The sequence below is a fragment of the Micromonospora sp. D93 genome, from assembly GCF_018070365.1.
Taxonomy (GTDB): Bacteria; Actinomycetota; Actinomycetes; order Mycobacteriales; family Micromonosporaceae; genus Micromonospora; species Micromonospora ureilytica.
This window is the reverse complement of sequence record NZ_JAGPXW010000009.1, coordinates 44,651-60,012: the sequence shown is the minus strand read 5'-3', so window position 1 is coordinate 60,012 and position 15,362 is coordinate 44,651. Positions and strand designations below refer to the sequence as shown.

Annotated in this window: 13 protein-coding genes; 9 read left to right on the top strand and 4 right to left on the bottom strand. The window is 72.1% G+C overall.

All coding sequences use genetic code 11. The annotated features are described in order from the left end of the window. Positions 1-118 precede the first annotated feature (118 nt). The 4 genes from KBX71_RS13120 to KBX71_RS13105 all read left to right on the top strand — a co-directional run bounded on the left by KBX71_RS13120 (position 119) and on the right by KBX71_RS13105 (position 3,561). The gene (locus tag KBX71_RS13120) at positions 119-1,249 is read left to right on the top strand and encodes a hypothetical protein (RefSeq protein WP_210818198.1); all 1,131 of its coding nucleotides are present in this window, start codon (positions 119-121) and stop codon (positions 1,247-1,249) included. A gap of 173 nt (positions 1,250-1,422) precedes the next feature. Further along, on the top strand, positions 1,423-2,190 hold the full coding sequence (locus KBX71_RS13115) for an SGNH/GDSL hydrolase family protein (RefSeq protein WP_210818197.1): 768 nt from the start codon (positions 1,423-1,425) through the stop codon (positions 2,188-2,190). A gap of 2 nt (positions 2,191-2,192) precedes the next feature. Further along, entirely contained in the window at positions 2,193-2,639 is a 447-nt protein-coding gene (locus KBX71_RS13110; protein ID WP_210818196.1) for a hypothetical protein, read from the top strand. A 19-nt stretch (positions 2,640-2,658) separates the two neighbouring features. Beyond that, positions 2,659-3,561: a sulfurtransferase gene (locus tag KBX71_RS13105; RefSeq protein ID WP_210818195.1), complete on the top strand. Its 903-nt coding sequence runs from the start codon at positions 2,659-2,661 to the stop codon at positions 3,559-3,561. 58 nt (positions 3,562-3,619) lie between these two features. On the opposite strand, the gene KBX71_RS13100 is transcribed toward KBX71_RS13105, so the two are convergent. The 3 genes from KBX71_RS13100 to KBX71_RS13090 form a co-directional block, all read right to left on the bottom strand. Then, entirely contained in the window at positions 3,620-4,801 is a 1,182-nt protein-coding gene (locus tag KBX71_RS13100) for a hypothetical protein (protein WP_210818194.1), read from the bottom strand. Then, on the bottom strand, positions 4,798-5,346 hold the full coding sequence (locus KBX71_RS13095) for a SigE family RNA polymerase sigma factor (protein WP_210818193.1): 549 nt from the start codon (positions 5,344-5,346) through the stop codon (positions 4,798-4,800). Before KBX71_RS13095 ends, KBX71_RS13100 begins: the two co-directional genes overlap by 4 nt. 77 nt (positions 5,347-5,423) lie before the next feature. Further along, complete coding sequence (locus tag KBX71_RS13090) at positions 5,424-6,674, bottom strand: MFS transporter (RefSeq protein WP_210818192.1); 1,251 nt, start codon at positions 6,672-6,674, stop codon at positions 5,424-5,426. A gap of 120 nt (positions 6,675-6,794) precedes the next feature. On the opposite strand from KBX71_RS13090, the gene KBX71_RS13085 reads away from it, so the two are divergent. From KBX71_RS13085 to KBX71_RS13065, 5 genes are all read left to right on the top strand, one after another. Next, the gene (locus KBX71_RS13085) at positions 6,795-8,582 is read left to right on the top strand and encodes an HSP90 family protein (protein ID WP_210818191.1); all 1,788 of its coding nucleotides are present in this window, start codon (positions 6,795-6,797) and stop codon (positions 8,580-8,582) included. Positions 8,583-8,584: 2 nt separating this feature from the next. Then, positions 8,585-11,470, top strand: coding sequence for a hypothetical protein (locus KBX71_RS13080; protein ID WP_210818190.1), 2,886 nt, complete (start codon positions 8,585-8,587; stop codon positions 11,468-11,470). A gap of 101 nt (positions 11,471-11,571) precedes the next feature. Then, positions 11,572-12,171, top strand: coding sequence for a TetR/AcrR family transcriptional regulator (locus KBX71_RS13075; protein ID WP_124816169.1), 600 nt, complete (start codon positions 11,572-11,574; stop codon positions 12,169-12,171). Positions 12,172-12,242: 71 nt separating this feature from the next. After that, on the top strand, positions 12,243-13,580 hold the full coding sequence (locus KBX71_RS13070; RefSeq protein ID WP_210818189.1) for an acetyl/propionyl/methylcrotonyl-CoA carboxylase subunit alpha: 1,338 nt from the start codon (positions 12,243-12,245) through the stop codon (positions 13,578-13,580). A gap of 180 nt (positions 13,581-13,760) precedes the next feature. Beyond that, positions 13,761-14,672, top strand: a complete 912-nt coding sequence (locus KBX71_RS13065; RefSeq protein WP_247683414.1) for a hydroxymethylglutaryl-CoA lyase — start codon at positions 13,761-13,763, stop codon at positions 14,670-14,672. A gap of 54 nt (positions 14,673-14,726) precedes the next feature. Here the strand turns inward: KBX71_RS13065 and KBX71_RS13060 are convergent, their stop codons facing one another. Beyond that, complete coding sequence (locus tag KBX71_RS13060; protein ID WP_124816175.1) at positions 14,727-15,287, bottom strand: snapalysin family zinc-dependent metalloprotease; 561 nt, start codon at positions 15,285-15,287, stop codon at positions 14,727-14,729. Positions 15,288-15,362: the final 75 nt, after the last annotated feature.

Sequence of the window (15,362 nt, the reverse complement as noted above, 5' to 3'; positions counted from 1 at the left end):
GCCGGTGCGAGCGGATCCGACTGTCCGGTAGTAGCGCGCTGCGGCGGCAACTCGCCACGGCCAGGCGCTCGTCTTGGGTGGTGTCAGGCACTGAAAGCCTCCACAAAGGATGGAAACGATGAACCTCGGCCCGTTCACCCACACCACCCGTCCCGCCTCGATCCGCCGCTCCGGCGCACTCGCCGGTACGGCCGCCCTGCTGCTCCTGTCATTCGGTGCCGCGGCCTGCGGCACCGCCGACCTGAAGGCAGCGCCCGCTCCGGCCGAGACGGCCACCGCCACAGCCATCCCCGCGACCGGCGACACCCCGGCCGCCGGCACGGGCGGCTCCGTGCCGGATGCGGCTCCGGCCGTCGCGCCTGCCCGCCCGGCGGTCGACTCGACGCAGTGGCCGCAGCTGACCTGGTACACCGCAGAGGAGCACGGCCAGAAGCAGAACGAGCCGGCCCGGATCTGGCGGCGTACCCCTGATGGGAAGTGGCAGGTGGTGCGTTCGGGACGCCCCTACAACGGCAAGGCCATCATCAGCCCGCTCGCCATCTCGCCGGACGGTCGACGAGCGGCCTGGCTGGAAGAGTCCGCCGATCGGCTGGTGATCAGCGGGTTCGACGGCACGAAGCGGCAGGTCATCGCTACCCAGGGCCAGCAGAGCTGCGCGCCGAGCTGGCTCGACTCCGGTCGGGTGCTGTACGGCCTGGGCCGGGAGAAGGAGATAACCCTCATCGCGGTCAACGCCGACGGGACCGGGCGGAATGTGCTCGCCACCCACCAAGCGAAGTGCCCGACGGTGTCCGGTGGATGGATCGCCCAGATCACCGATCGAACGGTGCGCATCCGCAACGAGCGTGGCAACACGCGCTCGATCAGCCCACGCATCCCTGCCGGCCTCGTCATCGGCGGGGTGGCGGCAATCTCCGCCAACGGCGGGACGCTGGTGATCAGCGCCCACACGACGAGCCCCGGGGGGTGTGGCTGCGGCTGGCGGTTCCGCAACTACCGGCTCGACGCCGTCAGCGGGGCCGTCACCGAGCTGGCGCCGTTGGACCCGGCGTGGAAGAAGCCGACCGGGCACGGCGAAGCCATCGACGGGGTCGTCCTGGCCGACGGCGGCCTGGTGGTCCAGGTCAAGACGGCGACGCCGGCCGACGAAGGATCGGCATCCCGGCTGGTCCGGTACGCCGCCAGCGGCCGGGTGCTGGCCAGCACGTCGGTGCCCGCCGGCCAGCGGTGGGGCACGCTGCTGGGCTGATCCACCGGTGCGCTGTCACCGGGTACGAGGGACCGGCCACTCACGGGGGTGGCCGGTTCCGCCCGTCGTGTGCGCAATGACCTCCGACACGTCGTGGAATCGGGGCGGTGCCAGGCGTTCCTGCGGTGACAGACTGGCCGGCGCAGGCAACGAGTGGCGTGAGGGAGGCGCGGGTGCGCTGGCGCAGTTATGTCGCGGTCGGGGACAGCTTCACCGAAGGTATGGACGACGCGTACCCGGACGGCACTTTCCGGGGTTGGGCGGACCTGGTGGCGACCCGGCTCGCCGCCGACGCGGGGCCCGACTTCCGGTACGCCAACCTGGCGATCCGGGGCCGGCTCTTCCCCAGCGTGGTCGCCGAGCAGGTGCCCTCCGCCGTGGCGATGAAGCCGGATCTGATCAGCTTCGCGGCCGGTGGTAACGACGTGCTGCGGCGCACCTTCGACCCGGACACGCTTGTCGCCCGCTTCGACGAGGTGGTCCGGCAACTACGCTCGGGCGGCGCGGACGTGCTCCTCTTCCGGTTCGCGGACGTGATGGCCCGACTGCCCGGCCAGCGCCTCGTCGCTCCCCGGGTGCAGCTGCTCAACCAGGCGGTCGGTGAGACCGCCGAGCGGCACGGCGCGATCATGGTCGACCTGTACGCCGACGACACGTTCCTCAATCCGATGCTCTGGAGCACCGACCGGTTGCACCTCTCCCCGGCCGGCCACCGGCGGGTCGCCGGGCAGGTGTTGAACGCCCTCGGGGTTGGCTGCGACGAGGAGTGGCTGATGGTTCCGCCGCACCCGGCGCCGTCGCCGTGGCTGGCCGCCCGCGCTTCCGACCTGCGGTGGGCCGGTCAGTACCTCGCCCCCTGGGTGAAGCGGCGGTTGACCGGTCGGTCGTCCGGCGACACGGTGACGGCGAAGCGCCCGCAACTCGGGCCGCTCGTCGACTGAGCGTGCTCACCCTGCACACCGCGGCGCTGCTACGCCGCGACCGGGATGGCGAGCCGGTGTCTGAGCACGCCGTGCTGGTCAGTGGCGACCGGATCGAGGGCGTCGGCCCGCTGGCCGAGCTGACTGCGGCGTACGTCGGCGCGCGGGTTCGCCGCTGGCCCGGCACGCTGGGGCCGGGTCTGCTGCACGACAGACCGCTGCCGCCCGCGCCATCCCCGCGTGAGCGGGTGCACGCGCTGCTGCGTACCGGGGTGACGGCGGTGCTTGTGGAACACCTGGCCGACCCGGCGCTGCGGGCCGCCGCCGAGCGGAGCGACCTGCTGGTGCTGGCCATCGCCGTGGCGCCGACGCTGCGTCCGGGCGGGCGGGCCGACCTCGCGGTGCACGGCGTCGACGGCACCTGCCTGGTGACGGTGGTCGCCGGTCGGATCGTCCACCGCCGGGCCTGAACGGCGTACCTTGGGGATCATGTCTGTGCCGAACGATCCCGATCCCCGCCTCCAGTCGTACGCGGACCCGCAGCGGCTGGTCACCACCGAGTGGCTGGCCGAGCATCTGGGCGACGAGGGTCTCGTCGTCGTCGAGTCCGACGAGGATGTGCTGCTCTACGAATCCGGTCACATTCCCGGTGCCGTCAAGGTCGACTGGCACCTGGAGCTGAACGATCAGGTGACCCGGGACTACCTGGACGCCGAGAGCTTCGCCGAGCTGTGTGCCGCGAAGGGCATCGGCCGGGGCGACACTGTCGTCTTCTACGGCGACAACTTCAACTGGTGGGCCGCGTATGCCCTCTGGGTCTTCTCGCTCTTTGGCCACGCCGATGTGCGACTGCTCGACGGCGGCCGGCAGAAGTGGATCGCCGAGGGACGCGAGGTGACCCGCGACAAGGCGGCTCGCCCGCGCGCCGACTATCCGGTGCCGCTACGTGACGACGCGCCGCTGCGTGCCTTCCGTGAGCAGGTCATGGCGCACATCGCCTCCGGCCGGCCGCTTGTCGACGTCCGGTCGGCGGGTGAGTACACAGGCGAGATGCTGCACATGCCGGACTACCCGCAGGAGGGCGCGCTGCGCGGTGGGCACATCCCGGGCGCGGTCAGCAAGCCGTGGAAGTCCGCCGCCAACGAGGACGGCACGTTCAAGTCCGCCGACGAGCTGAAGGCGATCTACGCCGACCAGCTCGGGCTGAGCCCCGACGACGACGTGATCGCGTACTGCCGGATCGGCGAGCGGTCCAGCCACACCTGGTTCGTGCTGCGGCACCTGCTGGGCTACCCGCAGGTGCGCAACTACGACGGCTCGTGGACCGAGTGGGGCAACCTGGTCCGGGCACCCGTCGTCAAGGGCGACCAACCCGGCGGCCTGACCGTCTGACTGACCCGCCGGCCTCGCCGCTTGACCCGAAGGTCAAGCGGCGACGCCGCCGCGGTGGTCAGCCCGCGAGTGCGATCACGCCGCGCAGGTCGCGGACGACGCCGGTGACCTCGCCGGTCTCCGGATTCCAGCGTGCCAGGGCGGCCGGTTCCAGCCGGAGCAGCACCGCGCCCTTGTTGTCCCAGCCCAGCACCTCGCAGCAGCCCTTGCCGCGCTCCCGGCCCAGGTCGAGCAGGTGGAGCACGGCCCCGGTCCGCGCGTCCAGCACTGCGGCAGCCTCGGCACCGTCGATCTCGCTGTTGGTGATCCAGGCTGCCCGCGCCAGGCGCTCGCCATGCAGCCAGCCCCGGCCGTAGAACTCGTTGACCTGGTAGGGCGAGGGCAGCGCCGAGGCGTTGACCGGCTGTTCGGTACGGAGTTCGCCCTCCCGGGCGGTCAGGCTGCGTAGCTTCAGGCTGGTCCGCTCCCCGTACACGTCGATCAACGGGGCCTCGCGGCCGGCGGCCGGGTCGGGTGCGATCAACTCCCAGATCGACACATCGGTCGTGCTGGCCGCCCCGGTGACCCGGTCCACCGCGTACGTCCGGTCCTCGCTCCCGACCAGCACCCGGTCGTGCGCCCACACCACCAACTCCAGGTAGCCGTCGAGCGGTATCCGACGGACGGCCGCGGTGGTGAGGTCGACCATGATCAGCTCTTTGTTCTGCGCGAACGCGGCCGACCGGCCGTCCGGCGACAGCACTCCCGGCTTCAGGGCGGGAGCCTCGTTGCCGCTGGCGTCCCGGGTCGGTGTCGGCGTCACCACGTCGAGGCTGCGCACCACACCGTCGTTGCCGAGCACCCGGACCGGACCGTCCGCGTGATTCTCCTCATTCAGCGGTTGGAACAGCGCCAGTGCCCGTTGGACCGGTCGTTCGGAGAGCGGCACGGTCGCCGGGTTACTCAGCCGGGCCAACGGATCGGGCGGGTAGGTCAGCTCGGCGGGGGGTTTCTGCACCGGACCCGCGTGGGAGGGGTCGACGGTGGGGCCGACCGGAGGGACCGGCGCCGGGTCGGTGGGCGGTCGCAGCGCCGCCACCGTGCCGCCACCGACCAGCACCACGGCCAGGGCGACCACTGCGACGGCCCGCCGGGTGCGCCGGGTACGCCGAGCCCGATCCCATCCGGCGGTGGCCGGCTGGCTGGGCAGCACGTCCTCGACGCTGACAGTCAGCAGTTGGCGCAACTCCTGCTCGTTCACGGGTTCACCTCCAGACCGCTGGCCAGATCGGCCGGGCCCCGGCTCGGTCGGGCATCGCGGGCGAGGTCCGGGGCGACCTCGCGGAGTCGGCGCAGCGCGGCATGACACTGGCTCTTCACGGTGCCGACGGTCACCCCGAGCGCCTCGGCGGTGGCGACCTCGGTCAGGTCCTCGTAGTAGCGCAACACCAGCACGGCCCGCTGCCGTGGTGGCAGCAGGCCCAGCGCGTCGTGCATCGTCAGCCGTAGGGCGCCGTCACGGTCGTGGGTCACCTGGTCCGGCGGCGCGGCGCTGAGCCATTCCCGCCGTCGGCGACGCCACCAGGACACCGAGTCGCGGTAGAGGATGGCCCGCACGTACGCGGAGGGGTCGCCGTTGCGGACCGAGGACCAGCGCAGCGCCAGCTTCAACAGCGCGTCCTGGAGGAGGTCTTCGGCCTGATGCTGGTTGCCGCAGATCAGGTAGGCGGCGCGGAGCAGCCGGTGCTGGTGGTTCTCCACGAAGGCGAGGTAGCCGTCGCGTCCGTCGTCCCTCGTCGGTGCCATCCGCCCCCCTCCCGGCCGTCGCGCTGTACGCGTCATCTGGCAGACGCACGGGAGGTGGGAAAAGGTTGGGTCGGCTGTCAGATGACGGTGGAGCTGTGGGGGTCGTGGTGGCGTTCGGCACCGCCCTGGCGGACGTGTTCGAGCGTGGACCGCCAGGCGGCGAGGGTGACCAGCGCGAACGTCCCCGCCGCCGTGGCCATCACCGGCGCGGTGCCGTACGACGCGGCGGCCAGCCCGGCGAGCGCCGCCCCGAGCGGTGCGGTGAGCAGACCGACCATCCGCTGGGCCGCACCGACCCGACCGAGCAGTTCGCTCGGCACCTGCCGCTGCCCGTACGACGCCCACAGGCTGTTCCACACCACAGTGCCGGCGGCGAAGACGGCCAGCGCGATCCCGCCCGGCACCGGATGCCGAGCGAGCGCGAAGCCGGTCAGCGCCACGGTTTCCACGGCCAGCACCGCGCGCAGCGCCGGCACCGTGCCGAGCCAGGCGGCGAGCCGAGCCGCTCCGAGGGCCCCCGCCACGCCACCGACGATGGCGGCGGCGGCGAACAGCCCGTACCCGGCTGGCGGCACCCGCAACACGTCCAGCGCGTAGAGCACCAGCACCGCCATGATTCCGCTGATCGCCAGGTTGCTCGCGGCGGTGAGCACTGTGACCCTCCACAGGGTCCGGTGCGCACGCAGCCAGCGCAGCCCCTCGACGATCTCGCTCCACACCGAACCGCGCCGCCGTGCCGTCCCCGGACGCATCACGGGAGGTGGGCTGAGGGCCAGCACGAGGAGGGCCGCCGCCGCGAAGGTGACGGCGTCGAGGGCGAACGGAAGAGCCGGGGCGACGGCGAACAGGACACCGGCGGCGGGCGCCCCGAGGAAGCCACCGGCCACCGCTGACCCCGCCTGGAGCCGACCGTTCGCCCGGGGCAGTGCGTCCGGCGGCACCAACGAGGGCAGCAGCGCGAACGAGGCGGAGTCGAAGAGGGTGCCCAACGCGGCAAGCAGAAACGCCACCACCAGCAGCACCAGGACGCTGACCCGGTTGAGCGCGACCACCACGGCCAGCGCCGCCACCACGGCAGCGCGTACCCCGTCGACCACTGCCATCGTCCGCCGACGGTCCCAACGGTCCGCGTACACGCCGCCGAGCAGGCCGAACAGCAGTGGTGGCAGTTGCGCGGCCACGGTGACCGCCGCGATGACCCGGGGGTCGCGGGTCACGCTCGCGGCCAACAGGGCCAGAGCCGGGGTACGCAGCGCGTCCCCGAACCGGGACGAGACGGCGGCGGACCACAGGAGCCGGAAGTCCCGGCCCAGTGCGGAGGAAGTCATGCCGGCGACCGTGCCGGTTCGACCGGGTCGAGGGTCAAACCGTCCGGCGAAAGGGGACCGCGCCTGTCGGTGATCATGGGTACGGTGGGCGCCGGCATCGGGACCGGGGAGAAATCAGGCGTGGACCACACTTTCCAGGTCGACCTACGTGGCGTGGTTGACCTGCTCAGTCATCACCTCTACGGCAGCCCGCGGGTCTACGTTCGCGAGCTGCTCCAGAACGCGGTGGACGCGATCACCGCCCGGCGTAGGGACGAGCCGGACGCGCCGGCGCTGGTCCGCATCGAACCCCCGGACAGCACCGGCGACGGCACGCTACGGGTGCACGACACCGGCATCGGTCTGACCGAGGCGCAGGTGCACGAGCTGTTGGCCACCATCGGCCGCAGCTCGAAGCGCGACGAGCTGGGCTTCTCCCGGCACGAGTTCCTCGGCCAGTTCGGCATCGGCCTGCTCTCCTGCTTCCTGGTGGCCGACGAGATCCAGGTGCTCACCCGGCACGGCGACAACCCCACGGTGCGCTGGACCGGGTACGCCGACGGCCGCTACGCGGTGACGGTGGCCCCGCCGGAGGCCGCCCGCGCCGAGCCGGGCACCACTGTCACGCTGGTGCCCCGCCGCGACGCGGACCAGTGGTTCACCACCCCGACAGTCACCGACCTGGCTCGGCTCTTCGGCGCGCTGCTGCCGGTCACCGTTCGCGTCGGCGACGTCGTCACCACCACCGGGGAACCGCCGTGGCCGACCACGCCGGGTGCGCCGCTGGACCGCGCGGCACTGATCCGGTACGCCCGGGAGACGCTCGGCGTGGACCCGTTCGACGTCCTGCCGCTCTCCGTGCCGGAGGCCGGGCTGACCGGCGTCGCCGTCATCCTGCCGACCCCGGTGAACCCGGCGGCCCGCGCCGGGCACCGCGTCTACCTCAAGCGGATGTTGCTCACCGAGAACGCCGACGGGCTGCTGCCGGAGTGGGCGTTCTTCGCGCACTGCGTGGTGGACGCGACCGAGCTGCGCCCGACCGCCAGCCGGGAGGCCCTCTACGAGGACACCCTGCTGACGGCGACCCGGGAGGCGCTCGGTGACCAGGTGCGCGGCTGGCTGGTCCGGCTGGCGCGGCACGACCCGCACCGGCTGGCCGAGTTCCTCCAGGTGCACCACCTCGGCGTGAAGGCCCTGGCGCTGCACGACGACGAGATGCTCCGGCTGGTCGACAGGTGGTGGCCCATGGACACCAACGTCGACACGCTCACCCTCGCCGAGTTTCGCGAGCGCTACGGCGTGGTCCGCTACGCGGCGAGCCTCGACGAGTTCCGTCAGCTCGCCGCGGTGGCCGCCGCGCAGGACCTGGCGGTGGTCAACGCCGGCTACACGTACGACAGCGAGCTGATCGAGCGGCTGCCGGTGGTGGACCGCTCGGTGCTGATCGAGCGGCTGGAGCCGAGCGACCTCACCACCCGGTTCGACGCGCTCGACCCGCCTGTGGAGTTGGCGATGCGACAGTTCCTCGCGGCGGCGCAGCGGGCCGTCGAGCGGTCCGGCTGCGAGGTGGTCATTCGGGCGTACGACCCGGTCTCGCTGCCCGCGCTGTACCTGGTCAGCCGGTCGGCCGCGTTCAACGACCAGCTCGCGGCCAGCCGGGACCGGGCCGACGAGCTGTGGGGTGGGGTGCTCGACGCGCTCGCCGCCACCGCCCCGCCGGACCGTCCGCAGTTGGTGCTCAACCACCGCAACCCGCTGGTACGACGGGTGACCATGCTGAGCGACCCGGAGCTGGTCGGTCTCGCCATCGAGGCGCTGTACGGGCAGGCGCTGCTGCTCGGCCACCATCCGATCCGCGCGGCCGACGCCGCGCTGCTGAACGATTCCTTCCTCGGCCTGCTCGGCCGGGCTGTTCCGGGACGGGAGTGAGCATGAGCGACGAGGATCTGTGGCGGGTGCTGCACGGCATCGCCGACATGCCGTACGGGGCGGGGCAGATCGCCGCGCTGGAGCAACTGTTGCGCCGGGTGGACGCCGCCGACGACCGGCACCTCGCGTTCGTCACCCGGATGCAGGCCACCACCGGCTACATCTACGGCGGCGAGCCGGCGAAGTCCTTCGTGACCTTCTCCTGGTGCCTGTCCGAGTTCGACCGGGACCCGCAGCCCTACCACCAGCGCCACCTGCACCAGTTGCTGTGGCACTTCAAGTACATGGTTTCCGGTCTGCTGAAGTTCCCCGAGGTGCCACTGGACCGCACGTACGCGGTGCTGGACGACATGGAGCGGCGCTACCGGGCTGGCGGGCACAGCCTGCAGGCCGTGCACAAGCACCGGTTCCGGGTCGCCGAGCACGTGGGCGACGTCGAGGCCGCCGCGCACTGGTACCGGCTCTGGCAGACCACCCCGCGCGACGAACTGTCCGACTGCGCCGGCTGTGATCCGACGAGCCAGGTGGGCTACCTCGCCGACACCGGGCGGGACGCCGAGGCGGTGGCGCTGGCCGAGCCGGTGCTCGCCGGTCGGCTGAGCTGCACCGAGCAGCCGCAGGCGATCCTCACCGCGCTGCTCGTGCCGTACCTGCGCACCGGGCGCGGCGAGGAGGCGCGGGACGCGCACCGGGAGGCGTACCGCCGGCTGCGTGGCAACCTCGCCGACCTGTGGGACATCGCGGACCACGTCGAGTTCTGCACGCTGACCGGCAACGAGGCGCGGGCGGTCGAGCTGGTCGAGCGGCACCTGGACTGGCTGGACCGGCCGCCGTCGCCGGCCGCCGCCATGCACTTCGCGGCCGTGGCCGCCGCCGCGCTGCGCCAGGCCGGCCCGTCGACCGTGTACCGCCGGGCTGCCGAGGGTCGGCCGGCCGCCGAGGTGTCGGCGGCGTCGTTGGCGGACGAGCTGGCCGAGACCGCTGGCGGTCTGGCCGCCCGCTTCGACGCCCGTAACGGCACCACCCACCAGTCCGAGTGGATCGCCCGCCGGTTGGCCGTGCGGGCGAGCGGGGAACATGTGCCGCTGTCGGCGAGTGTCCGCCGCCAACCGAACCGCCCGACCCGTCCGGTCGGGGACGAGCCGATCGTCGGGCGGGGCGCGTCGACGTCGTCCGCCGACCGGGCGCGAACGGGCAGTGGTGAACGACCCGCCGTGACCCTGCCCGCCGACGCCGGCCCGGACGATCTGCTGGACCTCGCGGAGGAGAGCTGGGGCCGACACGACCGGGTCGCCTTCCGGGCGGCGCTTGTCGCCTTCGATGAGCGGTTCGGCTCCGCCGAGCTGCCCGCCCGTACGTCCGCGCACCGGCTGGCGCTGCGGGCGTCGGAGCGCGGCGACGAGGACGACATCGAGGGTGCGATCAAGCTGAATCGGGCGGCGCTGGAGCTGTACCGGGAGGCGGGCGAGGAGGTGCCCGCTCAGACGGTCGCCGGGCGGCTCGGTGTGCTGTTGACCAAGTCCGAGGACGACGGCGAGGAAGGGCTGCTGTTGGTCCGGGAGGCGGCCGAGGTCCTGGACCGGCTCGGCGACGCCCGGCAGCGGGCGGCCGGATACGACCGGGTGGCGTTGGCGTTGCTGCACAGCGAGCGTTGGGCGGACGCGCTCGCCGCGCTCGACCGGGTACCGGCCGACGCGGGCGGCGACCGGCACCTGGCGGCCCGGATCGCGCTGCACCGGGCGCACCTGCTGGAGCAGTCGGACCGCGTCGACGAGGCCCGCGCAGCCGTCGACGAGGCCCGCCGAATCGGCCGGGAGTTGGGCGTCGGCGAGGTGGTCACGGGTGCCTGCCTGGCGTACGCGCGGCTGGTCGACGATCCGGCGGATGCCGTGGCCGCCTGCGACGAGGCGTTGGAGTCGGCGCCGCCGGAGGCGGAGCTGCCGGTCCGGGTCACCCGCGCCCGGGCGTTGCTGTCGGCCGGCCGGGCCGTCGACGCGGTGGACGACTTCGTCGAGGCGGTGACGCTGTGCGTGGAGCGGGGTGCCGAGGGGGACGCGTTCCTGCGGTGGGAGCTGGCCAACGCGTACCGGATGGTGGGCCGGCTCGCCGAGGCCGCCGAGGTCGCCGAGGAGGCCGTGCTCGGTCTGGATCGGCTGGGCGCCCAGGCGGAGGCCGACCGCTGCCGGCACCTGCTGGCCGGCGTCTACGCCGGGCTTGGTGAGATCGACCCGGCGTTGGCTCTGCTGGAGCAGTTGGCCAGCAATCTGGATGGACCGGACAACCTTCCGCACCGGGCGCAGGTGCTGGAGGAGGCCGGCGGGATCCTCTACGACGCCGATCGGGACGCGGCGGCGGGCGAGCGGTTCGCGGCTGCGGCTGAGGCGTACCGGCTCGGTGACCTGCCGCTGGACGAGCTGCGCGCCCGCCGGCGGGAGACGTACGCCTGGTTCTGGGCCGATGACCGGGACGCGGCGTTGCGCGCCGTCGAGGTGGTGGACGGGTTGGCGGCGAAGCTGGCCGGGCAGGCTGAGCCGCCGGTGCTGTACGAGCTGGCGTTGGCGGCCGAGGCCGGAGCGCGGGTGCTCACCGGGGAGGACCGACCGGACGAGGCGTTGGGCCGGCTCACCGGGGTGCCGGACCGGTTGCGGTCGATCGAGGCGTTCGGTGAGGCCGCCCAGGTGGAAGCCCTCATCGGTGAGCTGCTGCTGCGCCTGGAACGGCCGGCCGAGGCGGAGCCGCTGCTGCGTCGCGTACTCGGTGGGCTGCCGGCCGCATCGCGGCAGGTCCGCCAGACGGCCTGGCTGTTGGCTCGGGTGCTGGATCTGCTCGATCGGCCCGCGGAGGCTGCCGCTCTGCGCGCGGAGCACGACCTGGACGAGGACGACTGAATCGTGCTGGCCGCCCCTGGCCAGTTCAGGGGCGGCCCGGCCCGGGGTGGGCGGAACTGACCGGCAACCATCGTGGGCTCCTTGCGGTCTAGGCTTGCCCGGTGACGGTGGAGCAGCAGGCACGGGGTGCGGCGGGTGCGGGCCGGCGCAGGTCCCGCAAGGACGAGATCCTGGAGATCGCGGTAGGTCTGTTCGCGGCGCGCGGCTATCACGGCGTGTCGATGGACGACATCGGCGCGGCCGCCGGAGTCACCGGTCCGGCGCTCTACCACCACTTCGCCGGCAAGGAGGCCATGCTGGCCGCCGCGCTGATTCCGGTCAGTGAGGGGTTGTTGGCCGGTGGGCGGGAACGCGCCGCCGGGCGCTCGGACGACCCGCGCGGCGTGCTGGAGTCGCTGATCGACTACCACGTCGAGTTCGCGCTGGCCAACCCGGCGGTGATCGCGTTGCACCTGCACGAGTTGGACCGCCTGCCCGAGGAGCCGCGGCGGCGGATCCGTCGCCTGCAACGGCTCTACGTCGAGGAATGGGTGACAGTGCTCACCGCGCTGCACCCGGGCATGCCCGACGGCGAGGCGCGGGTGCTCGCGCACGCCGCGTTCGGCCTGATGAACTCGACGCCGTTCCTCGGTGGCGAGGTGGACAGGCGACGCCGCGCCGAGCTGCTGCGCGGTGCGACAGTGGCCGCGCTGCTTGCCTGAGCCGACTCGTCAGAACCGTGCCGGTCATGATTCCCTGACATCGTCCCACCATCCGGACGCCGGGAGGAAACATGATCGAGTCACTGCTGGTCGCCAATCGGGGCGAGATCGCACGCCGGATCATCCGGACCGCCAAGCGGCTCGGCATTCGCGCGATCGCTGTGCACTCGGAGGCCGACGCCGACCTGCCGTTCGTCGCCGAGGCGGACGAGGCGGTCCTCATCGGCCCACCGAACCCGGCACTGAGCTACCGCAACACCGAGGCGATCCTCGCCGCCGCGAGGGCGACGGGCGCGCAGGCCATCCACCCCGGGTACGGCTTCCTGTCGGAGAACGCCGAGTTCGCCCGTACCGTCGAGGCGAGCGGCCTGATCTGGGTCGGACCCGACGCGGACGCGATCACCGCGATGGGCGACAAGATCAACGCCCGGAACCTGATGGCGGCGGCCGGCGTTCCGGTCGCGCCCGGCACCACCGACCCGGCCGCCGACCTGGACGCGGCGGTGACGGCCGCCGCCGAGATCGGCTACCCGGTGATGGTCAAGGCCGCCGCCGGCGGTGGCGGCATGGGCATGGGCGTGGCCGTCGACGAGGCCGCGCTGCGCACCGAGTACGACAAGGTGCGCGCGTTCGCCGAGCGGATGTTCGGCGACGGTTCGGTGTTGATCGAGCGGTATTTTCCCCGGGTACGGCATGTCGAGGTGCAGATCCTCGGTCTGGTCGATGGCCGGGTGGTGGCGCTCGGCGAGCGGGAGTGCTCGGTGCAGCGGCGCAACCAGAAGCTGGTCGAGGAGTCCCCGTCGCCGGCGGTCTCGCCGGAGCTGCGATCCCGTCTCCTGGCAGCGGCGGTGCGGGCCGGTGAGGCGGTCGGCTACCGCAACGCGGGCACGGTGGAGTGCCTGCTCGACGCAAGCTCGGGCGAGTTCTTCTTTCTGGAGATGAACACGCGGTTGCAGGTGGAGCACCCGGTGACCGAGTACGTCTACGGCATCGACCTGGTCGAGGAGCAGTTGCGGGTGGCCTCCGGGCTGGCGCCGACGTTCGACCCGGACGCGTTGACCCCGAGTGGGCACGCCATCGAGATGCGGATCAACGCGGAGGACCCGAAGCGCTTCCTGCCCGGCCCCGGTGTGATCAGGACGTGGGTGGAGCCGGCGGGTGAGGGTGTCCGGGTGGACTCCGGTTACACCGAGGGCAACACGGTCACCCCGTTCTACGACAGCCTGCTGGCCAAGCTGATCGTCAGCGGCGTGACCCGCGACGAGGCGCTCGATCGCGCGAAGGAGGCGGTGGCCGCCTTCCAGATCGAGGGCCCGAAGAACAACGTCCCCTTCTTCGCCGAGCTGCTGGACAACGAGGAGTTCCGTTCCGGTGCCTACGACACAGGCATCGTCTCCCGCATGCGCTGACCGCCACGACCCGAGAACGCCCCCACCCGCGCCGATCTTGCAGTTTCGGTCGCCGAAAAGCGCGGAATGCCCCTTGAGTCGGGACAGTAAGTGCAAGATCGGCATGACTTCCGACGACGCGTGCCGGTGTCGCTACCGTTGCCGCAACAGAGCAGACAGTGAGGTGACCCCGTGACGGACCTGCCGAAATCCGTGTCGATTCGTGAAGTTGGGCCGCGGGACGGGTTGCAGAACGAGGATCCGATCCCGACCGACGCCAAGGTGCGGCTGCTCGACGCCCTCTCCGGCACCGGCGTACGCCGAATCGAGGCGGTGTCGTTCGTGCACCCCAGGGCGATTCCGCAGATGGCCGACGCCGACGAGGTGTGGCAGCGGGCGGTGAAGGCCGACGGGGTGCGGTACTCCGCGTTGGTGCCGAACACCCGGGGCGCCCAGCGGGCCCTCGCCGCCGGATTCACCGAGATCGAGGTGGTGGTCTCGGCAAGCGACACGCACAACCGGCGCAACGTCAACCGGTCCACCGACGAGTCGCTGGACGACATCGCCGAGCTGATCGACCTGTTGCACGGTGCCTCGGCGCGGGTCGAGGTGATCGTGGCGACCAGCTTCGGCTGCCCGTACGAGGGGGACATCGACCCGCAGCGGGTGGCCGGGATCGTGGACCGGGTCGTCCGCGACGGCGCGGACCGGGTCGCGTTCGGCGACACCACGGGCATGGGCACCCCGCGCCGGGTCCGCGAGCTGTTGACAGCGGTACGCGACCGCAACGCGCACGTGCCGGTCCTGCTGCACTTCCACAACACCCGGGGTACGGCGTTGGCCAACCTGTTGACCGCGCTGGAGCTGGGGGTGACCGAGTTCGACGCCAGCGTCGGTGGGCTCGGTGGCTGCCCGTACGCGCCGGGGGCGAGCGGCAACCTGGCCACCGAGGAGGCGGTGCACATGCTGCACGACATGGGTATCGACACGGGCATCGACCTGCCGGCGCTCATCGAGGTGGCCGAGTTGGCCGAGGAGTTGCTCGGCAAGAAGCTTCCGTCAGGTGTGCTGCGGGCCGGTCCGCGTACCCGGCTGACGCCGCTGCCGAGCTGAGGACGCGACGGAGGGGCCGGCGGGTGCGCCGGCCCCTCCCACCTGCCAGGTCGATCAGCCCACGGGAGTGAGCACGCTCGGCCAGCTGTCGCGGAAGATGTCCGCGCTGCGGTCGGTGGCGCTGAACGTACCGGCGAAGAGGTTGCTCACCCGGTTCGCCTCGGCGGTGCTCGGGTACGCGTTGGTGCAGCTGGTGCCGGCGCTGCCGCCGGACATCAGCAGTGCGCAGTTCCCGTTGTAGTTGTCCGGCAGGCCGAGGATGTGCCCGATCTCGTGGGTCATGATCCGCAGCACGCTGTACTGGGCGGCCTGCTGGGTGTCGATGTAGACCCGGCCGTTGCCGAGGCTGGTCCGCTGTGCGTACGAGCCGCCGCCGGTGATCCGGTAGATCCGGAGGTTGGAGCCGCAGTTGGCGGAGAGCGTCAGGTTGACTGTGGCGTTGTTCCAGATCGAGGCGGCCTGGTTGGCGACGCTGGCGTAGCTTCCCGCCTGGCTGGTGTTGTAGCAGATGGTCATGGCGGCGGACGCGGGCGACGGGTTGGCGACCGTGATGCCGAGGGTGGCGAGTGTCGTCGCGAGCAGGGCGACGGCGAGCCGATTGAGTCGTGAGGTCATCGCTGACTCCGATCTGGGAGGAGGGGTGCCAGGAGCCTAGCGATATGTATTCACGTTTTTCAATGTCTTGCTCTT